The following is a 20152-nucleotide window of genomic DNA, read 5'->3' on the forward strand; positions in this document are numbered from 1 at the left end:
GTGCGCCGCCCCCGCCGCCTGCGCACCACCCCCGCTATGCGGCGCCTGGTGCGCGAGACCCATGTCCACCCCGCCCAGCTGGTGCTGCCCGTGTTCGTGCGCGAGGGCCTCGAGGCGCCGCGCGAGATTGAGTCGCTGCCCGGCGTCCGCCAGCACACGCTCGACTCGCTCGCGGGGGTCATCGACGAGGCCGCCGCCGCGGGCATCGGCGGAGTGATGCTCTTCGCGATTCCCGAGGTGCGGGACGCGACCGGCACTGCCGCGTGCGCCGCCGACGGCATTCTCAACCTCGCGATCGCCAGGGCGGCCGAGGCATCGGCCGGACGCCTTGTCGTCATGGCGGACCTGTGCCTTGACGAGTTCACCGACCACGGTCACTGCGGTGTCCTCGCCGCGGACGGCAGCGTCGACAACGACGCGACGCTCGAGGTGTACGCCCAGATGGCGCTCGCCCAGGCCCGCGCCGGCGCCGAGGTGTTGGGGCTGAGCGGCATGATGGACGGCCAGACCGCCGCCGTGCGCGCCGCGCTCGACGCCGAGGGCCTCATCGACGTGAGCATCCTCGCCTACAGCGCCAAGTACGCCTCCGCCGCCTACGGGCCGTTCCGTGACGCCGTCGAGTCCGAGCTCGTCGGCGATCGCAAGGCGTACCAGATGGACCCCGCCAACCGTCGCGAGGGGCTCGTGGAGTCCACGCTCGACGAGGCGGAGGGCGCCGACATCGTCATGGTGAAGCCGGCCCTGCCGTACCTCGACGTGCTCGCCGACGTGGCCGCGGCATCGGCCGTGCCCGTTGCCGCGTACCACGTGTCGGGGGAGTACTCGCAGATCGAGGCCGCCGCCGAGCGTGGCTGGATCGATCGCCGCGTCGCGCACCTCGAGGCGGTCACGTCGATCGTCCGTGCCGGCGCCGACATCGTGCTGACCTATGCGGCCGTCGAGGCCGCGACCTGGCTCAAGGAGGACATGTGAGCATCCGTGCCGACCGCGCCGCGGCCATCCTGCCCGGCGGCGTCAACTCTCCCGTGCGCGCCTGGAACGGCGTCGGGGGAGAGCCCGTGCCGATTGCCTCGGCGCGCGGCTCCCGCGTGACCGATGCCGACGGCCGCGAGTACGTCGACCTCGTCGGCTCCTGGGGCCCCGCGATTCTTGGCCACACCCACCCCACGGTGGTGCAGGCCGTGCAGGAGGCCGCCGCGCGTGGCCTGTCGTTCGGCGCCACCACGGAGCGCGAGGTGGAGCTGGCCGAGGAGATCCGCGGCCGCTACGCCCCGGCGGAGCGCGTCCGCCTCGTGTCGACCGGCACCGAGGCCACCATGACGGCGATCCGCCTCGCGCGCGGCGCGACGGGCCGCGACGTGATCGTGAAGTTCGCGGGTTGCTACCACGGCCACTCGGACTCGCTGCTGGTCGCGGCCGGCTCCGGCCTCGCGACCGCGGGAGTTCCCGACTCGGCCGGCGTCACGAAGGGCGCGGCCGTCGACACTCTTGTGCTTCCCTACGGTGACGAGGACGCGCTGACCGCGGCCTTCGCCGAGCACGGCCAGTCGATCGCCGCCGTCATCACCGAGGCCGCCCCGGCCAACATGGGCACCGTTCAGCCGCCCGCGGGATTCAACCGACTCATCGCGACCCTGTGCCGCAACGAGGGCGCCGTGTTCATCGTCGACGAGGTCCTCACGGGCTTCCGTGCCGGCCCCGCGGGCTACTGGGGCATCGAGCGCGACGCGGACCTCACCGCCGGCGTGGAGCCGTGGCAGCCCGACCTCGTCACGTTCGGCAAGGTCATCGGCGGCGGCATGCCCGTCGCGGCGCTCGGCGGGCGCGCGGACCTCATGGAGCAGCTCGCGCCGCTGGGCCCCGTCTACCAGGCCGGCACGCTGTCCGGAAACCCTGTGGCCGTGGCCGCTGGCCTCGCGACCATGCGACTCCTGACCGACGACGTCTACACGCACCTGAGCGCGCTGGGCGACCGCCTCATCGCGGGGGTGTCGGGCGCCTTTGCCGACGCCGGGGTCACCCACTCCGTGGGCCGCGCGGGAACGCTCTTCTCGTTCTTCCTGGGTCTGGCCGATGCGCCCGTCACCTTCGAGCAGGCGGCCGCGCAGGACACGGCGGCCTTCGCGCGGTTCTTCCACGCGATGCACGACGCTGGCATCTACCTCCCCCCGAGCGCCTTTGAGACGTGGTTCCTGTCGCACGAGCACACCGAGGCCGACGTCGACGCGATCGTCGCCGCGGCATCGGCCTGGGCGGTTTAGCCGTCCGCGCTGTGCGTCCTGGCAGGACATGAAGGTCGCGTCAATCGATTCAGGTGACCCTCATGTCCTGCCAGGGGACGTGCAGCGAGCGACCGCCCGCATCTCACCTCACACCGACCCCTCTCGTGAGGTGAGGAAGAGTTCCCCCACGTTTCACACAAGCCGCCTGGCGGCGAAACATCCCCTCCCTACCGTGATGAGTGTCCGGAAGATCGCTGATGCGGAGCGATCGACAGCCGATGGCGGCCCGGGCTTCCACCACACACGGAACCCTGGGAGGGGTCATGTCCGTTACGGACCGGCAGGATCAGGCAGCGACCGCGGCTGTCGAGCCAGGCGTCATCGGCAGGGGCCGATGGATCGAGCGCTGGACGCCAGAGGACGAGGTCTTCTGGGAGGCCAAGGGCAAGGCGATCGCCTTTCGCAACCTCATCTTCTCCATCGTCGCCGAGCACATCGGCTTCTCCATCTGGATGCTGTGGTCCATCGTCGTCGTGCGGATGTACGGCACGTTCGATGACGCCGGCACCCTCGTCGCCGCCGGCGCCAACGGCTGGGCGCTGACCGCCGAGCAGGGGCTGACCCTGCTCGCTGTCGCCTCGGGAGTCGGCGCCTTCCTGCGCATCCCGTACACGTTCGCCGTGCCGATCTTCGGCGGCCGCAACTGGACAGTCATCTCCGCGCTGCTGCTGATCATCCCGACCGCGGGCCTCGCGTGGGTCGTGGGCCGCCCCGACACGTCCTTCGGCGTGCTTGTCGCGATCGCCGCGACGGCCGGCTTTGGCGGCGGCAACTTCGCCTCGTCGATGTCCAACATCACCTTCTTCTACCCCGACAAGGCCAAGGGCTGGGCACTCGGGCTCAACGCCGCGGGCGGCAACATCGGCGTCGCCGTCGCGCAGAAGCTCGTACCCGTCGTCATCGGCATCGGCGGCGTAGGCCTCGCCATGGCGGGCCTCGTGTACCTCCCGCTTGCCGTCATCGCCGCCGTGCTCGCCTTCGTCTTCATGGACAACCTGCGCGAGGCGAAGGCCGACCCCAAGCCGACCGGTCGCTCGCTGCGCCACGGCCACACCTGGCTGATGGCCTTCCTCTACGTGGGCACCTTCGGCTCCTTCATCGGCTACTCGGCCGCGTTCCCGACGCTGCTCACCGTGGTCTTCGACAGGGCCGACATCGCGCTCGGGTGGGGCTTCCTCGGCGCCCTGCTGGGCTCGCTCGCCCGCCCCTACGGCGGTCGCCTCGCCGACCGCTTCGGCGGCTCAATCATCACGGCGTGCGCGTTCGTGCTGATGGCCTGCGCCGGCTGGTGCGCCGTGCTCGGGGTGCAGGGGGAGAACCTGCCGATGTTCTTCGTCAGCTTCCTCGCGCTGTTCCTCATCACGGGGCTCGGCAACGGGTCCACCTACCGGATGATCCCGTCGATCTTCAACCGCCTGCGCGACGCGGACGGCGAGCCCGACGAGTCCCGCGTCCTCGACTTCAAGCGCCAGAGCGCCGGCGCGGTGGGCATCATCTCCGCGGTCGGCGCCTTCGGCGGCTTCGCGATCCCGTTCGTCTACAAGTGGTCGCGGGAGTCCTTCGAGGGGTCGATCGTCCCCGCCCTCCAGATCTACATCGGAGTCTTCCTCCTCATGGCGGCGCTCACGTGGGTGTTCTACCTGCGCAAGGGCGCCAGGATGCAGGGGGTCTGAGCGTGCCCGCATCGCACGGCACCGCGTCGCCCGGGGACGGTACCCCTCCGGGCGACGCGGTCGCGACCCACTGCCCGTACTGCGCGCTCCAGTGCGCGCAGACGCTCACCAGGACGGCGGCCGATGCGCCCCTTCCGGTGGAGGTCTCGGGTCGCCAGTTCCCCACGAACCGGGGTGGGCTGTGCCAGAAGGGGTGGACGTCGGCGGAGGTGCTGCGGGCCAAGGACAGGGTCACCATGCCGCTGATCCGCACCGAGGATGGCGGCTTCCGTGAGGCCGACTGGGAAGAGGCGCTCGACCTTATCGCCGGCCGCCTCGCCGTGCTGCAGGAGGCCCATGGCCGCGACGCCGTCGCGATCTTCGGCGGCGGGGGGCTGACCAACGAGAAGGCGTATGCGTTGGGCAAGTTCGCGCGGGTCGTGCTGCGCACCCGGTACATCGACTACAACGGCCGCTTCTGCATGTCCTCGGCCGCGGCGGCCTCGAACCGCTCGCTCGGGCTCGACCGCGGGCTCGGCTTCCCGCTGGCGGACCTGGGTGGGGCCGATGCGGTGCTCGTCGTCGGCTCGAACATGGGCGTGACCATGCCGCCCTTCGTGCAGCACCTCGCCGGCGTGCGCGAGCGCGGCGGCCTGGTGGTGGTCGACCCGCGCGAGACCGTCACCGCGCGGCTGACCCGCGAGGGTCAGGGCATCCACCTCTCGCCGGTGCCCGGGACCGATCTCGTGGTGCTGCTGGCGCTCGCCCACGTGGTGCTCGCGGAGGGGCTGCAGGACGCCGCCTACCTGGACGCCCGCGTGAACGGCCTCGACGAGGTGCGTCGCTCGGTCGCCGCGTGGTGGCCCGAGCGCGCGGAGGCCGTGTGTGGCATCCCCGCCGACGACCTGCGTCGCACCGCGCGCCTGCTCGCCGCCGCCTCCCCCTCGCGTGGCGGGCGCGGCGCGTACGTGCTGACCGGCCGCGGGCTCGAGCAGATGAGCCAGGGGACCGCGGGCGTCACCGCCGCGATCAACCTGGCCCTCCTGCTGGGGCTCGTCGGCCGCGAGGGCTCCGGCTTCGGGCCCGTCACGGGGCAGGGCAACGGCCAGGGAGGGCGCGAGCACGGCCAGAAGTCGGACCAGCTGCCCGGCTACCGGATGATCACGGACCCCGCCGCGCGCGCCCACGTCGCCGGGGTGTGGGGCGTGGACCCCGACACCCTGCCGGGGCCCGGGGTCCCCGCGGTCCAATTGCTCGACTCGCTCGGCACCGCGGACGGCCCCAAGGCCCTGCTGGTGCACGGCAGCAACGTGGTGGTCTCGGCGCCCCACGCCGACAAGGTGCGCGGCGCACTGGGCCGCCTGGACCTGTTGGTGGTCGCCGACCTGGTGCCCTCCGAGACGGCCATGCTCGCCGACGTGATTCTCCCCGTCACGCAGTGGGCGGAGGAGGAGGGGACCATGACCAATCTCGAGGGCCGCATCATCCGGCGCAGGCAGGCGGCCGATGCCCCCGGCGAGGCCCGCTCCGAGCTGTGGATCCTGAACCGGCTCGCCGCCAGGCTCGGCGTCGACAGCGGCTTCCCCACGGAGCCGGAGGCTGTGTTCGCGGAGCTCGCCCGTGCCTCGGCCGGCGGCAAGGCGGACTACTCCGGGGTCACCTACGCGCGGCTGGACCGCGGCGAGGAGCTGTTCTGGCCCGTCCGGGGCGACGGGCCCGGCGGCGAACACCCTGGCACCCCGCGCGTCTTCCTCGACGGGTTCCCCACCCCCGACGGCCGCGCCAGGATGATCCCCGTCGACCACCACGCCCCGGCCGACGACGTGCGGGCCGAGGCGCCGCTGTACCTCATCACGGGGCGCGTGCTCCAGCACTACCAGTCGGGGGCGCAGACGCGCCGCGTCGCCGAGCTCGTCGCGGCCCAGCCCGAGCCGTTCGTTGAGATGCACCCGCTGCTCGCCGACCGCCTGGGGCTCGCCGACGGCGACCTGGCCTCCCTCACGACGGCGCGCGGCCGCGGCCACGCCACGGTGCGCCTGACCGAGGACACCCGCCCCGACACGGTGTTCATGCCGTTCCACTGGGCAGGCGAGGGAAGCGCCAACCGCCTCACCAACGACGTCACCGACCCGATCAGCGGCATGCCCGAGTTCAAGGTCACTGCCGTGCGCATCGCGCCGGCACGCCTGAAGGAAGGAGCCCCCGCATGAGAGTCGTCGTCATCGGCCACGGCATGGTCGGCTCGCGGTTCGCCGAGGACCTCGTGGCGCGCGAACCCGGCGCCCGGGTGACCGTCATCGGCCGCGAGCCCGGCGGACCCTACAACCGGGTGCTGCTATCGAGCGTCGTCGCGGGAAAGACCGATCCCGCCGCGCTCGCCATGAGCGCCGTCGATCCCGCACGCGCCACCGTCCTCGCGGGCGTCCACGCGATCGAGGTGGACCGCGCCGCCCGCACCGTCACCGACTCACGCGGCGATGTCCACGGCTACGACCGCCTGGTGTTCGCTACCGGCTCCGCGGCGCGCATCCCCGACATCCACGGCGTCGCCACGGACCGGGGCCTCATCCCCGGCGTGAGCGTCCTCAAGGACCTGGCCGATGCCGAGGGCATCCTGGCGAGGCTGCCGAAGGCGCGCAGGGCCGTCGTCCTGGGCGCCGGGGTCCTCGGGCTCGAGGTCGCCACGGGCCTCGCGGCGAGGGGCCTGTCGGTGACCCTGGTGCACCACTCCGGGCGAGTCATGGAGCGCCAGCTGGGCGACGCCGCCGCGCAGATCGCCACCGGGTCCCTCGCGCGCCTGGGCGTCAGGGTCGTGACGGGCACGTCCGTCGCCGCAGCGCTCGACCGGCGCGGCGTCCTCAGCGCCGTTCGCCTCACCGACGGCACCGAGGTGCTGACCGACCTGCTCGTGATGTGCGCGGGAACCATCCCCGAAGCGTCGCTCGCGCGCCGCGCGGGGCTGCCGTGTGACCGCGGCATCCTCGTCGACGCGTCCCTCGCGAGCCCCGCCGACGCCAACGTCTTCGCGATCGGCGACTGTGCTCAGCCGCCCGAGGGCGGCACGGGCCTCGTGGCCCAGGGCTGGGACCAGGCCACGCGGCTCGTCGACGCCTGGTCCGGCGCCTCCGTGCCGGTGGCGCGCGAGGCCGACGAGGACCTCACCAACGTGGTGAGGGTCAAGGCCTCGGGGCTCGACGTCGTGACGATGGGGCTATCGGGAAAGTTCGACCACGGAGAGCGGGAGCTGCGCGCCGTGCGCCTCGCCGACCCGAGCATCGGCCGCTTCGTCGAGGTGGTCGTGTCTCACGGGCTGCTGGTGGGGGCGACAGTGGTGGGGGACAAGGAGTGCGCCTCGCAACTGTCCGCCATGTACACCCGGATGATCCCCGTGCCGGCGGACCCCGCCCACCTCATCATCCGGCCCCTCGCCGGCGCCGCCCCCGCGGCCGCCGTCGCGGTGGAGGACATGGACGACGACGCCACCGTGTGCCAGTGCAACACGGTCTCGAAGGGGCGCATCACCCAGGCGATTGCCGGCGGCTGCGCCTCCGTCGAGGACGTCGCCAAGGCCACGCGGGCGTCCACGGGCTGCGGTGACTGCCGCGGCAACGTCGCCCGCCTCATCGAGGCCGCCACGCCAGACAAGGTTCCCGCGCTCGCGGGTTGAGGAGGAACACCATGACCGAGACCCAGCAGATCGTCGTCGTCGGCGGCGGCATGGTCGCGCACCGCTTCACCGAGGCGATGCGCGCGCGCGACACCGAGGGCCGCTACGCCGTGACGGTGCTCGCGGAGGAGCCCCGCGCCCCCTACGACCGCGTGGCGCTCACCAGCTACTTCACGGGCAAGGATCCGGAGGACCTCGCGCTCGGCGACCCGGCGTTGTGGGACGACTCCCTCGTGACGCTGCGGCGCGACGCCAAGGCCGTCAGCGTGAACCGCGAGGCGCGCGAGGTCACCGACGTCCACGGCGTGGTGCACCCCTACGACCACCTCGTGATGGCGACCGGCTCGTACGCCTGGGCGCCGCCGGTCAAGGGAGGCGACCTTCCCGGCGTCTTCGTCTACCGCACCATCGATGATGTTGCCGCGCTGCGCATCTACGTCGAGCGACGCCGCAAAGAGCTGGGCCGCACCGTGCGAGGTGCGGTGATCGGCGGCGGCCTGCTGGGCCTCGAGGCGGCAGGCGCGCTCCAGGAACTCGGCGCCACCTCGACGGTCATCCAGTTCTCGGACCGCCTCATGAATCTTCAGGTGGACGAGGGCGGCGGCCAGGCGCTCAGCCGGCTTATCGAGGGAATGGGCGTCAAGGTGCGCTGCAACACCGCGACCGACGCCATCAAGCCGGACAAGCACGGCCACGTCGGCTCCCTGAAGTTCGCCGATAAGGGCGAGCAGCTTGTCGACGTGGTGGTCTTCGCCACGGGTGTCCGGCCGCGCGACGAGCTGGGCCGCGACATGGGGCTCGCGATCGGCGAGCGCGGCGGCATCGTGGTCGACGACACGTGCCTCACCGCGGATCCCGCGATCTCCGCGATCGGCGAGGTGGCGTGCATCCAGGGGGCGTGCATCGGCCTCATCGCGCCGGGAAACACGATGGCCGAGATCGCCGTGGACAGGCTCCTGGGAGGCGAGTCGACCTTCCCCGGCGCCGACACCGCTGCCAAGCTCAAGCTGCTTGGCGTGGACGTCGCGAGCTTCGGCGACGCGTTCGCGACCACCCCCGGTTCGCTCGAACTGACGTACGCCGACCCGGTCGCGGGGGTCTACAAGAAGCTCGTCGTCACGGACGACGCGCGCACCCTCCTGGGCGGCATCCTCGTGGGCGACGCGTCGGCGTACGCGAGCCTGCGACCGCTGGTGGGGGCGGAGCTGGGGGGAGACCCCGCCGGATGGCTCCTTCCTGAGGGGGCGATCGAGCGGCCCAACGTCGACCTCCCCGACGAGGCGTCCGTGTGCTCGTGCAACAACGTCACCGCCGGGACCATCCGTCACGCGGTCACGGACCAGGGCTGCCACGAGATCGGCGAGGTGAAGGCCTGCACCAAGGCGGGCACGTCGTGCGGCTCGTGCCTGCCGCTGGTCAAGAAGATCGTCGGCACGGAGCTCGAGAAGTCCGGCATCGAGCTGTCCCACGCGCTGTGCGAGCACTTCGACATGTCGCGCGCCCAGCTGTTCTCCGCCGTCCAGGTGAGCGAGCTGCGCACCTTCTCGCAGATCGTCGAGCGCTTCGGCTCCGGCCGCGGCTGCGACATCTGCAAACCGACCATCGGCTCCATCCTCGCCTCGATCTACAACGAGCACGTCCTCGCGGCCGACCGCGCGGCGCTCCAGGACACCAACGACCGCGTGATGGCGAACATGCAGAAGGACGGCACGTACTCCGTGGTGCCGCGCGTGCCAGGAGGCGAGATCCTCCCCGAGCACCTCATCCTCATCGGCCAGATCGCCCAGGACTACGGGCTCTACACGAAGATCACGGGCGGCCAGCGCATCGACCTGTTCGGCGCCCGTCTGGAGCAGCTGCCGTCTATCTGGAAGCGCCTCGTGGACGCCGGGATGGAGTCCGGTCACGCGTACGGCAAGTCGCTGCGCACCGTGAAGTCCTGCGTCGGGTCTACCTGGTGCCGGTACGGAGTCCAGGACTCGGTGGGCATGGCCATCGCGCTCGAGCTGCGCTACCGCGGCCTGCGTAGCCCCCACAAGATCAAGCTCGGCGTCTCGGGATGCGCGCGCGAGTGCGCGGAGGCACGCGGCAAGGACGTGGGCGTCATCGCCACGGACAAGGGCTGGAACATCTACGTGGGCGGCAACGGCGGCTTCACCCCCAAGCACGCGCAACTTCTTGTCGAGGACGTCGACGACGAGGCGGTGTTCCGCCTGGTGGACCGCTACCTCATGTACTACATCCGCACCGCCGACCGCCTGCAGCGCACGGCGCCGTGGCAGGAAGACCACGAGGGCGGCCTCGACGCCATCCGCGCGGTCATCATGGACGACTCGCTCGGCATCTGCGCCGACCTCGACGCCCACATGGCGCGCCACATCGACTCCTACGAGGACGAGTGGGCGGCAGTCCTGAAGGACCCCGAGCGTCTCAGGCAGTTCACGAGCTTCGTCAACGCCCCCGACGAGCCCGACCCCACGCTGGCGTACGTCGAGCAGCGCGGCCAGCGCCGCCCCGCGAACGACGCCGAGCGCTCGTCCGGAGCGGTGCTCATCGCGCCGTCGCGTCTGGAGGTGCGGTCGTGACCGCGGTGAGTTCGCACGCGGGCTCGGCCGAGGCATCGGCCAGCCAGGGTGGTGTGGCGGTGTGCGCGTACGACAGGCTGACGCCCGACCTCGGCGCGGCGGCGCTCGTCGGCACCACCCAGGTGGCGCTGTTTCGCCTGGCCGATGGCACCGTGCACGCGGTGCAGAACCTCGACCCGTTCTCGGGGGCCTCGGTGATGAGCCGCGGCATCACCGGCACGCGAGGCGAGACACCCACCATCGCGTCGCCCATCTACAAGCAGGTGTTCTCCCTGCTCACTGGCGAGTGCCTGGCGACGATGGACAAGCAGCCGCACGGCGACCTGCCTGCGGACCTCGTCGTCTTCGGCGTCACCGTCCGCGACGGCATGGTGCACGTCGATGTGCCAGGCCCGATGTAGGGACAAGGTCACGGAATCCGCCCGAATCCGGGACCTAACCTCGAAGTACCCGGTCACGCGCGAGGGTCGCGCGGCGCACGCCGCGGCGGTTCCCCGGACGCGCGACGGCCGGGGGAGGAGGGGTGCCATGGGCACCGAGAAGATCGTCGTCGTAGGTGCGGGCATGGTCGCCCAGCGCTTCGTCCAGTCCCTGCGCACGTCCGATGCGGAGGGCAGGTTCGACGTCGAGGTGATCGGCGAGGAGGCGTACGCGCCGTACGACCGCGTGGCGCTCACCAGCTTCTTCTCGAAGGCCGGCCCCGAGGACCTCCTGCTCGGCGACCAGGCGCTGTGGGACGACCCGGCGGTGACGCTGCGCCGCGACACCCGCGCCGTCGCGATCGACCGCGACGCCGCGACGGTGACCCTCGCCGACGGCGAGGCGCTCGCCTACGACCACCTCGTCATGGCCACCGGCTCCTCGGCCTGGGCGCCGCCGCTTCCCGGCATCGACCTTCCCGGCGTCTTCATGTACCGCACCCTCGACGACGTTGCTCGCATGCGCGACTGGGTCCGCTCCCGTCAGGCCATCGTGGGTCGCCCCGTGCGCGGCGCCGTCATCGGCGGAGGCCTCCTGGGCCTCGAGGCCGCCGGCGCGCTCCAGTCCATGGGCGCCACCGCCACCGTCGTCGAGTTTGCCGACCGCCTCATGGCGCTGCAGGTCGATAAGTCAGGAGGCGAGGCGCTCAAGGGCCTCATCGAGCGCCTTGGCGTCAAGGTCCGCACGTCGCTCGCCACCACCGAGGTGGTGGCCGACGCCGAGGGCCGCGCGGGCACCCTGCGCTTCTCCGACGGCTCGGAGCAGCTCGTCGACATCGTCGTCTTCGCCACCGGAATCCGGCCCCGCGACGAGCTGGGCCGGGAGGCCGGCCTCGCCGTCGCCGAGCGCGGCGGCATCGTGGTCGACGACGCATGCCGCACCGCCGACCCCCGCATCAGCGCCATCGGCGAGTGCGCCGCCGCCGCAGCGGACGGGCACGTGTCAATCGGCCTTATCGCCCCCGGCAACACCATGGCCGATGTCACCGCTCACCGGCTCCTGGGCCGCGAGGAGGCGTACCTCGGCGCGGACACCGCGACCAAACTCAAGCTGCTGGGTGTGGACGTCGCGAGCTTCGGCGACGCGTTCGCCGCCACTCCAGGCGCGCTCGAGGTCGTTTACTCCGACCCGTTCTCCGGCTCCTACAAGAAGCTCGTCATGACCGACGACGCGTCGACCCTGCTGGGCGGCATGTTCGTGGGCGACGCGAGCGCATTCGCCCAACTGCGGCCGATGGTGGGCGCCGCGCTCCCCGGCGACCCCAGCTCGTGGATCCTCCCCGAGGGCGCCGCCGCGCGCCCCGAGCTGGAGCTGCCCGACGAGGCCACGGTGTGCTCGTGCAACAACGTCACCGCCGGCTCCATCCGCCACGCGGTCAACGAGGACGGCGTTCACGACCTCGGCGAGCTGAAGTCCTGCACCACCGCCGGCACCGCGTGCGGCTCGTGCCTGCCGCTCGTGAAGAAGATCCTCACCACGGAGCTGGGCAAGGCGGGCATCGAGGTGTCGCAGGCGCTGTGCGAGCACTTCGAGATGTCGCGCACCCAGCTGTTCTCTGCGATCCAGGTCGCCGGCCTCACCACGTTCTCCGACATCATCGAGCGCTTCGGCACCGGCCACGGCTGCGACATCTGCAAGCCCACCGTCGGCTCGATCCTCGCGTCGATCTATAACGGCCACGTGCTGGCCGAGGACCGCGCGGCGTTGCAGGACACGAACGACCGCGTGATGGCGAACATGCAGAAGGACGGCACCTACTCGGTGGTGCCCCGTATCCCCGGCGGCGAGATCACCCCGGACAAGCTCATGGTGATCGCCGAGGTCGCCAAGGACTTCGGGCTGTACACGAAGATCACGGGCGGCCAGCGCATCGACCTGTTCGGCGCCCGCCTCGAGCAGCTTCCCCACATCTGGCAGCGCCTCGTGGACGCGGGCATGGAGTCGGGTCACGCGTACGGCAAGTCCCTGCGCACCGTGAAGTCCTGCGTGGGCTCCACGTGGTGCCGCTACGGTGTCCAGGACTCGGTGGGCATGGCGATCCGCCTCGAGGAGCGCTACCGCGGCCTGCGCAGCCCCCACAAGATCAAGGTCGGCGTCTCGGGGTGTGCACGCGAGTGCGCGGAGGCGCGCGGCAAGGACGTGGGCGTCATCGCCACCGAGAAGGGCTGGAACGTCTACGTGGGCGGCAACGGGGGATTCTCTCCGGTCCACGCCCAGCTGCTCGTGGAGGACGCCGACGAGGACACCGTCATCCGCGCCATCGACCGCTACCTGATGCTCTACATCCGCACCGCCGACCGCCTGCAGCGCACCGCGCCGTGGCAGGCCGAGTACGAGGGCGGGCTCGACGCGATCCGCGAGGTGATCCTCGAGGACTCGCTCGGCATCTGCGCGGACCTCGACGCGCACATGCTCCACCACCTCGACACGTACGAGGACGAGTGGAAGGCCGTCCTGGACGACCCCGAGCGCCTCAAGCAGTTCACCAGCTTCGTCAACGCCCCCGAGACGGCAGACCCGTCCCTCGCCTACGTCGAGGAGCGCGGCCAGCGCCGCCCCGCCACCCCCGCCGAGCGCGTCGCGCTCGTCGGCTCCGCATCCCTGGAGGAGACCCGATGACCACCCTGGCCCCCGCATCGGCCGTCGCCGTGTGCGCCTACGACGACCTCACCCCCGACCTCGGCGTCGCCGCGCTTGTCGAGGGCATCCAGGTGGCGGTGTTCCGCCTCGACGACGGCAGCGTCCACGCCGTCCAGAACCTCGACCCGTTCTCCGACGCGCACGTGATGAGCCGCGGGATCACCGGGTCGCGCGGCGAGGTACCCACCATCGCGTCGCCCATCTACAAGCAGGTGTTCTCGTTGCTCACGGGGCAGTGCCTGGTGACGATGGACAAGGCTCCGCAGGCGGGACACGCCGCCGACTTGGCCGTCTACCCCGTGAGCGTCGACAATGGCCAGGTGATCATCCACCTGGTAGGTACTGCATGACGGCACTGTTCGGTCTCGACCTGCGCGGGCGGCGCGTGGTCGTGGCGGGCGGTGGCTCCGTCTCCGCACGGCGCGTGCGCCGCTTTGTGTCCGAGGGCGCCCACGTCACCGTGGTCGCCCCCCAGATCGACGCCGATCTCGAGCGCCACGCCCTTCACGGGGACGTGACCCTGGTGCGTCGCGGCATCGAGGAGTCCGACCTGGACGGGGCGTGGTTCGTGCTCGCGGCCACCGACGACAAGGCGCTCAACGACACCGTCGCGCGGTGGGCAGAGTCCCGCCGCATCTGGTGCATCGACGCCTCGGATGCGTCGCGCGGGACGGCGCGCCAGGCGGCAGCGAGCCGCCACGGGGAGATCACCATCGGCGTGCTGTCGACCGGCGCCCCCGACCCCGGCCGCATCCGTAAGGTGCGCGACCAGATCGCGCAGCGCCTCGACGCGGGCGAGATGGACATGCGGCGCGAGCGCGAGGGCGCCGGCCGGGTCATCCTCGTCGGCTCCGGCCCTGGCGACCCCGGGCTCATCACCGTGCGCGGCCGCCAGGCCCTCGCTGAGGCCGATGCCGTGGTCACCGACCGCCTTGGCGCCACCGAGCTGCTCGTCACGGTGCCCTACGACGTCGAGGTCATCAACGTCGGCAAGAGCCCCACCCATCACCCCGTCCCGCAGCACGAGATCAACCGGATCCTCGTGGAGCTTGCCCAGCAGGGAAAGACGGTGGTGCGCCTCAAGGGCGGCGACCCGTACGTGTTCGGCAGGGGCGGCGAGGAGGTCCACGCGTGCCTCGAGGCGGGCGTGGACGTCGAGGTCGTCCCTGGAGTCACCTCCGCGCTGTCCGTTCCCGCGCTCGTGGGCATCCCCGTGACCCAGCGCGGCGTCGCGACCTCGCTGCTCGTGACGACGGGCCACGCCGGGGCCGACCGCGCGGCCGTCGCGGCGATGGCGGCCGGCGCGACGGTGGTGTTCCTCATGGGGGTGAGCGCCCTGGAGCAGATCGTCGAGTCCGCCCGCGGCGCCGGCTGCTCGGGCGAGACCGCCGTCGCGATCGTCGAGAACGGCTCCACCTCACGGGAGCGCGTGACGCGCGGCACCCTTGACGACATCAGCGTTATCGCGAGGGAAACAGGGGTGAAACCTCCGGCGATTATCGTCGTGGGCGACGTCGCACGACCGGGCCTGCTGGCCTCAGCGGTCGCGGCGACGCCCGATCCGAAGGGGGACTGAATGACCGACGCGGGGGAGCCCCTCACCGGGTGCGTGATGGTCATCACGGCCGATCGTCGCAAGCGCGAGCTCGCGTCAGCGCTCGAGCGCAGGGGGGCGACAGTGCGTCACGCCGCCGCGCTCAGCACCATTCCTCACCTCGACGACGCCCGCCTCCTCGAGGACACGCGCGCCGTCATCGCGAACCCTCCCGACGTGGTCGTGGCGACCACGGGCATCGGCTTTCGCGGATGGGTCGAGGCGGCCGATGCCGCGGGCCTCGCCGAGGACCTGCTCGCCGCCATGCGCGGCGCGCGCCTGATCGCGCGCGGGCCCAAGGCTCGCGGCGCGATCCAGCAGCAGGGCCTCGAGGCCGACTGGGTGGCGGAGTCCGAGACGGCGGCCGAGCTGCGCGACTACCTGCTCGCCGAGGGGGTCGAGGGTCTCAACATTGCTGTGCAGCACCACGGCAACGGCTCCGACGGCCTCGACGAGGCCTTCGCGGGTGCCGGCGCCACCGTGCAGTCGCTCGTGGTCTACGGCTGGGGCCCGCCCGTGGACCCCGAGCCGCACCTCGCCATGATCGAGGCGGCGGCGTCAGGCTGCGTCGACGCCGTGCTGTTCACCTCCGCGCCGGGCGCGAGCGCGTGGCTCGCGGGGGTGGACGATGCGGGGCACCGGGACGCGATTGCGGCCCGCGCCGCGACGGGGGAGCTGGTGCTCGCCTGCGTGGGCCCCGTGACGGCCGCGCCGCTCATCGATGCCGGCCTCGTCGCACACTGGCCCGACAGGTGGCGGCTGGGGGCCCTCGTCCGCGAGCTGGTCAAGCATTACAGCGAGAACACCGCCGCGCTGGCCACCCCCGACGGCGGCCTCGTGATGCGGGCCACCGCCGCCCTCCTCGACGGGCGCGTCCTGCCGCTGACGCCCACGGGTCTCGAGATTCTGCGCGCGCTCGCCACGGCGCGCGGCAACGTGCTGACGCGTGAGCAGTTGGGAGGCCTCCTTCCCGGCGCCCAGGCGGGACCCCATGCGGTCGAGGCCGCGATCAATCGCCTGCGCGAGAATGCCGGGTCCCGCGCCCTGGTGCGCACGGTGGTCAAGCGCGGCTACGCCCTGGCGGTGACAGCATGACCTCTCCCATCCTCATCGCCTGTGGCCACGGCACCCGGTCGGCCGAGGGCCGCGCGACCATCAGCGCCGTGGTGGACCAGTTGCGCGAGGCCACGGGCCTCGATGTCCGCGAGGCCTACGTTGACGTGCACGGACCCGAGCTCGCTGACGTGGTCGCGGGGGTCGAGGCGGGCGAGGGCGTGAGCGCCGTCGTGGTGCCGCTCCTGCTCGCGGGCGGCTATCACGTGTACGTCGACATCGCCAACGCCGTGGCCGAGCGCCAGGACGTGCTCGCCGCCCATGCGCTGGGGCCCGACGGGCGCCTGCTCGACATCGTTCACCAGCGCCTCGAGGAGGCAGGCGTGCCCGAGGACGCGACGGTGGTGCTCGCAGCTGCCGGATCCTCCGACCCCCGCAGCCAGGCGGACACCGCCGCCGCCGCCGAGCTCCTGCGCGAGCGCTGGGGAGGCCCGGTCCGCGTCGGCTACGCCGCCGGCATGAAGCCGTCGGTGGCCGATGCCGTCGCCGACGCCAGGGTCAACGGCGAGGACGGCGTTGTCGCCGTCGCGTCGTACCTCCTGGCTCCGGGCCTGTTCCAGCGCCGGCTCGAGGAGGCCGGCGCCGACTACGTGACGCCCCCGCTCGCTCCTCACCCGACGCTTCTCGAGATCGTCGCCGACCGCTTCGCCGATGTCCTCGGCACCTGACGCGTTCGCCCGCCAGCGCGGCCTCGCCGGGTTCGGAGACGAGGGCCAGCGCGCCCTCGCCGGGGCACGGATCGTCATCGTGGGGGTCGGCGGACTCGGCTGTCCCGCCGCGCAGTACCTCGCCGCCGCCGGCGTGGGCGCGCTCACGCTCGTCGACTCGGACCACGTGTCCGCGTCCAACCTCCACCGCCAGATCCTGTTCGGCCCCGACGACGTGGGCCGGCTCAAGGTCGACGCGGCCGCCGAGGCGCTGGGCCGCCAGGCCCCCGGGTGCGCCGTGACTGCCGTGCCCGAGCGCCTCACCGCCGCCACCGCATCGGCCCTCCTCACGGGCCACGACGTGGTGGTCGACGCGACCGACACCATGCCAGTGCGGCGAGCCATCGAGGCCGCGGCCCATGCGCTGACCATCCCCGTGAGCTGGGGCGCGGTGCAGGGTTGGCACGGGCAGGTCACCGTGTTCGACCACGGCCACCGCCTTGGCGACGTGTTCCCCGGACCGGACGCCCTCGACCTCGACACGTGCGACGGCGGGCCCGTGCTGGGCACCGTGTGCGGCCAGGTGGGGGCCGCGATGGCGGGAGAGGCGGTCAGGCTCGTCGCGGGGGTCGGCGTGTCACTCGCTGGCACGCTCGCTATCGTCGACGGCAGGACCGGGCGGTGGCGCGACGTGGCGCTGACGCCCGCCGCCGGCACCTGAATTTCACCGATCGGAGGTTCCATGCGCCCCCTGTCCGAGCACCTCGCCGAGGCCGTCTCGCTCGTCAGCCCCCTTCCCGCCGAGCGGGTGCCGCTGCTGGACGGCATGGACAGGGTGCTCGCCGAGGACGTCATCGCGACGCTCGACGGGCCGGCGTTCGATAACTCGGCAATGGACGGCTACGCCGTACGGGTGGCCGATGCTGTGGCGGGCGCCGTCCTGCCGGTCGCGGCCGACATCCCCGCAGGTAGCGGCCTTCCCGCGGCGCTCGCGCCGGGCTCCGCGGCGCGCATCATGACGGGCGCGCCGCTGCCCGCGGGGGCCGATGCTGTGGTGCCCGTCGAGGCCACGGACGGCGGCGTCGTGACCGTCGAGATCCGCGAGGACGCCGTCGTGGGCGCCCACATCAGGCGCCGCGGCGAGGACGTGCGGGTGGGCGACGTGGTGGTCGCGGCCGGCGTCGCGCTGGGCTCCTGGCAGCTCTCGGCCGCAGCGTCCGCCGGCGCGGCCGAGATCGCGGTGCGTGCGCGCCCCCGCATCGCTGTGCTCACCACTGGCGACGAGTTGGTGGATCCCGGCACCACGCCGGGCCCGGGCCAGATCGTGGACTCCAACACCACGCTGCTGGCGGCCATGGTGAAGGGCGTGGGAGGCATCCCCGTGATCCTTCCGCGCGCGGGAGACACCCCCGAGGCGGTGCTGGCGTCCCTCGAGGGCGTCGAGGTCGACCTCATCGTCACCGCCGGCGGTGCCTCCGTGGGGGCGTACGACCCGGTCAAGGCCGCGCTCGCGGACCGTGGCGTGGGCTTCCACGCCGTCGCCATGCAGCCGGGCAAGCCTCAGGGCCTCGGCACCTACCGCGGCATCCCCGTCGCGTGCCTGCCGGGAAACCCCGTGTCGGTGGCCGTGACGTTCTCCGTGGTGGTGGGCGCCATGATGCGCGCGATGCTGGGCGCCCCCGAGCCGTCGATCCCGACGGCGCCAGCGGCCGTCGGCTGGGCGTCCCCGCCGGGGCGGGCGCAGTTCGTCCCCGCGGTGTTCGACCCCAACGGCGCGCTGCGCCCGGCCACGGCGGGAGGCTCGCGCTCGCACCTCGTGGCGTCGCTGGCCAAGGGACGCGTGCTCGCCGTCGTCCCGGCCGAGGTGGACGAGGTGCTGCCCGGCGATACCGTCAGCTTCATGCTCAGCCACCTGGAGATCCTGTCGTGACCGACTTCACCCACCTGGACGCGCGGGGACACGCCCGCATGGTCGACGTCACGGACAAGCAGCCGACGGTGCGCGCGGCGACCGCCGAGGCGTTCGTCGCCTGCGCGGCGCCCGTCGTGGCCGCGCTGCGGGACGGATCGGTGCCCAAGGGCGACGTGCTCGCCGTGGCGCGCGTCGCGGGGATCGCGGCGGCGAAGCGGACCCCCGAGCTGCTGCCGCTCGCCCACGTCATCGGCGTCCACGGCGTGACGGTCGACGTCGCTGTCGAGGACGACGGCGTGCGCGTGACGGCGACCTGCCGCACCGCGGACCGCACCGGCGTGGAGATGGAGGCACTCACGGCCGCGTCCGTGGCCGCCCTCAACGTGGTCGACATGGTCAAGGGCCTCGACAAGTCCACCTCCATCCGCGACGTACGCCTGCTGTCCAAGCGGGGCGGCAAGTCGGGGGACTGGAACCGGTCGTGACCCCCGCAGCCCCCGCGGTCGACGCCATCGTCCTGGCGGGAGGGCGCGCGTCGCGGCTCGGGGGAGCCGACAAGGGGGCGCTCGTGCTGGGCGGCGACACGCTCCTCGCGCGGGCCATCGACGCCGCCGCCGATGCGCGGGCCCTCGTGGTCGTCGGCCCGCCCGGCGTGGCGCCGGAGGACATGCTGAGCGTGCGGGAGGACCCGCCGTTTGCGGGACCCGTCGCCGCGATCGCCGCGGGACTCGAGGCACTGCCGTCGCCGCCGGCCGAGCGTGTCCTGGTGCTCGCCTGCGACATGCCGTACGCCGCCGAGGCAGTGCCGTCCCTGCTCGCCTCCGCCTCCGGGGACGGGACGTGGGCCGTCGACACGGACGGGCGCGTCCAGCCGCTGCTCGCGGTCTACCGGCGCGCCGCGCTCGCGGCCGCCCTCGCGGGGCTCGACTCGATGGTGGACGTGTCGATGCGTCGCCTCACCGCGGGCCTGTCGATGACGGCGGTGCCGGTGGTTCGCGCAGCGACGGATGCCGACACCTGGGAGGATGTGGAACGACTGCGGAAGGAACTGTCATGACCAACACCCAGCTTGACCTGTGGGTCGAGGCTCTCGCCGGCGAACTCGGCATCGACACCGCGGTGGTCGACATCGACCGGCTGCTCGACTCTGCGCGGGACGCCGCCCACGCCGTCGCGCGTCCCAGCGCGCCCCTCACCACGTTCCTCATTGGCTACGCGGTGGGCCAGGCGGCCAACCGTGAGGACGGTTTCGACGAGGGCGCCGCCATGGAGGCCTTCGACCTCGCCGTCGCCACCGCCGCGCGCCTCACCGAGGAGTGGACCGAGGAGATGCCCGGCTGATGGCGACGGTGCGGCTCTTCGCCGCGGCAGCCGAGGCGGCCGGGGTCGACGAGGCCGTCGTGACGGGCGCCGCCACCGTGGGCGAGCTGCGCACGCGGCTGACCGACCGCTTCGGTGACGACCTCGCGCGCGTCCTGCGCCAGTGCTCGATCATCGTCGACCGCGTGCGCGCTGACGACCACGCCCCCGTGGGTGACGGCTCTCTCGTCGACGTGCTGCCGCCGTTCGCCGGGGGATAG

The 20152-nt window shown here is 72.5% G+C and carries 18 protein-coding genes; all 18 read left to right on the forward strand.

Annotated features, from left to right (window positions below; translation table 11 throughout):
* The 18 genes from hemB to B7K26_RS05830 all read left to right on the forward strand — a co-directional run bounded on the left by hemB (position 1) and on the right by B7K26_RS05830 (position 20152).
* Entirely contained in the window at positions 1 to 972 is a 972-nt protein-coding gene (gene hemB, locus B7K26_RS05745) for a porphobilinogen synthase (protein ID WP_084078581.1), read from the forward strand.
* Positions 969 to 2261, forward strand: coding sequence for a glutamate-1-semialdehyde 2,1-aminomutase (hemL, locus tag B7K26_RS05750; protein WP_084077888.1), 1293 nt, complete (start codon positions 969 to 971; stop codon positions 2259 to 2261). The genes hemB and hemL overlap by 4 nt, the downstream gene beginning before the upstream one ends.
* 284 nt (positions 2262 to 2545) lie before the next feature.
* On the forward strand, positions 2546 to 3955 hold the full coding sequence (locus B7K26_RS05755; RefSeq protein ID WP_084077890.1) for an MFS transporter: 1410 nt from the start codon (positions 2546 to 2548) through the stop codon (positions 3953 to 3955).
* A 2-nt stretch (positions 3956 to 3957) separates the two neighbouring features.
* Positions 3958 to 6144, forward strand: a complete 2187-nt coding sequence (locus tag B7K26_RS05760; RefSeq protein ID WP_084077892.1) for a molybdopterin oxidoreductase family protein — start codon at positions 3958 to 3960, stop codon at positions 6142 to 6144.
* The gene (locus tag B7K26_RS05765) at positions 6141 to 7601 is read left to right on the forward strand and encodes an FAD-dependent oxidoreductase (RefSeq protein WP_084077893.1); all 1461 of its coding nucleotides are present in this window, start codon (positions 6141 to 6143) and stop codon (positions 7599 to 7601) included. The genes B7K26_RS05760 and B7K26_RS05765 overlap by 4 nt, the downstream gene beginning before the upstream one ends.
* 11 nt (positions 7602 to 7612) lie before the next feature.
* Positions 7613 to 10186, forward strand: coding sequence for a nitrite reductase large subunit NirB (gene nirB, locus B7K26_RS05770; RefSeq protein ID WP_084077895.1), 2574 nt, complete (start codon positions 7613 to 7615; stop codon positions 10184 to 10186).
* Complete coding sequence (nirD, locus tag B7K26_RS05775; protein WP_084077897.1) at positions 10183 to 10587, forward strand: nitrite reductase small subunit NirD; 405 nt, start codon at positions 10183 to 10185, stop codon at positions 10585 to 10587. Before nirB (B7K26_RS05770) ends, nirD (B7K26_RS05775) begins: the two co-directional genes overlap by 4 nt.
* Before the next feature lie 127 nt (positions 10588 to 10714).
* Complete coding sequence (gene nirB / locus B7K26_RS05780) at positions 10715 to 13285, forward strand: nitrite reductase large subunit NirB (RefSeq protein ID WP_084077898.1); 2571 nt, start codon at positions 10715 to 10717, stop codon at positions 13283 to 13285.
* Positions 13282 to 13656 carry a nitrite reductase small subunit NirD gene (gene nirD / locus B7K26_RS05785; RefSeq protein ID WP_084077900.1) on the forward strand — a complete coding sequence of 125 codons (375 nt, stop codon included), beginning with the start codon at positions 13282 to 13284 and terminating at the stop codon, positions 13654 to 13656. Before nirB (B7K26_RS05780) ends, nirD (B7K26_RS05785) begins: the two co-directional genes overlap by 4 nt.
* Positions 13653 to 14882 carry a uroporphyrinogen-III C-methyltransferase gene (cobA, locus tag B7K26_RS05790; protein ID WP_084077902.1) on the forward strand — a complete coding sequence of 410 codons (1230 nt, stop codon included), beginning with the start codon at positions 13653 to 13655 and terminating at the stop codon, positions 14880 to 14882. The genes nirD (B7K26_RS05785) and cobA overlap by 4 nt, the downstream gene beginning before the upstream one ends.
* A complete protein-coding gene (locus tag B7K26_RS05795) occupies positions 14883 to 15995 on the forward strand; it encodes a uroporphyrinogen-III synthase (RefSeq protein WP_084077904.1) in 1113 nt (370 codons plus the stop codon).
* Positions 15992 to 16681, forward strand: coding sequence for a sirohydrochlorin chelatase (locus B7K26_RS05800; RefSeq protein WP_084077905.1), 690 nt, complete (start codon positions 15992 to 15994; stop codon positions 16679 to 16681). The genes B7K26_RS05795 and B7K26_RS05800 overlap by 4 nt, the downstream gene beginning before the upstream one ends.
* A complete protein-coding gene (locus B7K26_RS05805; protein ID WP_084077907.1) occupies positions 16665 to 17381 on the forward strand; it encodes a HesA/MoeB/ThiF family protein in 717 nt (238 codons plus the stop codon). The genes B7K26_RS05800 and B7K26_RS05805 overlap by 17 nt, the downstream gene beginning before the upstream one ends.
* A 21-nt stretch (positions 17382 to 17402) precedes the next feature.
* Positions 17403 to 18590, forward strand: coding sequence for a gephyrin-like molybdotransferase Glp (glp, locus tag B7K26_RS05810; protein ID WP_084077909.1), 1188 nt, complete (start codon positions 17403 to 17405; stop codon positions 18588 to 18590).
* Between the two features lie 38 nt (positions 18591 to 18628).
* Positions 18629 to 19057 carry a cyclic pyranopterin monophosphate synthase MoaC gene (gene moaC, locus B7K26_RS05815; protein WP_234998758.1) on the forward strand — a complete coding sequence of 143 codons (429 nt, stop codon included), beginning with the start codon at positions 18629 to 18631 and terminating at the stop codon, positions 19055 to 19057.
* Positions 19054 to 19629 (forward strand): molybdenum cofactor guanylyltransferase, encoded by a 576-nt coding sequence (locus tag B7K26_RS05820; protein ID WP_143340518.1) that lies wholly within the window; start codon positions 19054 to 19056, stop codon positions 19627 to 19629. The genes moaC and B7K26_RS05820 overlap by 4 nt, the downstream gene beginning before the upstream one ends.
* A complete protein-coding gene (locus B7K26_RS05825) occupies positions 19626 to 19913 on the forward strand; it encodes a DUF6457 domain-containing protein (RefSeq protein ID WP_084077915.1) in 288 nt (95 codons plus the stop codon). The genes B7K26_RS05820 and B7K26_RS05825 overlap by 4 nt, the downstream gene beginning before the upstream one ends.
* Positions 19913 to 20152 (forward strand): MoaD/ThiS family protein, encoded by a 240-nt coding sequence (locus B7K26_RS05830; RefSeq protein ID WP_084077917.1) that lies wholly within the window; start codon positions 19913 to 19915, stop codon positions 20150 to 20152. The genes B7K26_RS05825 and B7K26_RS05830 overlap by 1 nt, the downstream gene beginning before the upstream one ends.

The organism is Demequina sp. NBRC 110057 (genome assembly GCF_002090175.1).
In the GTDB taxonomy this organism is placed as follows: Bacteria; Actinomycetota; Actinomycetes; order Actinomycetales; family Demequinaceae; genus Demequina.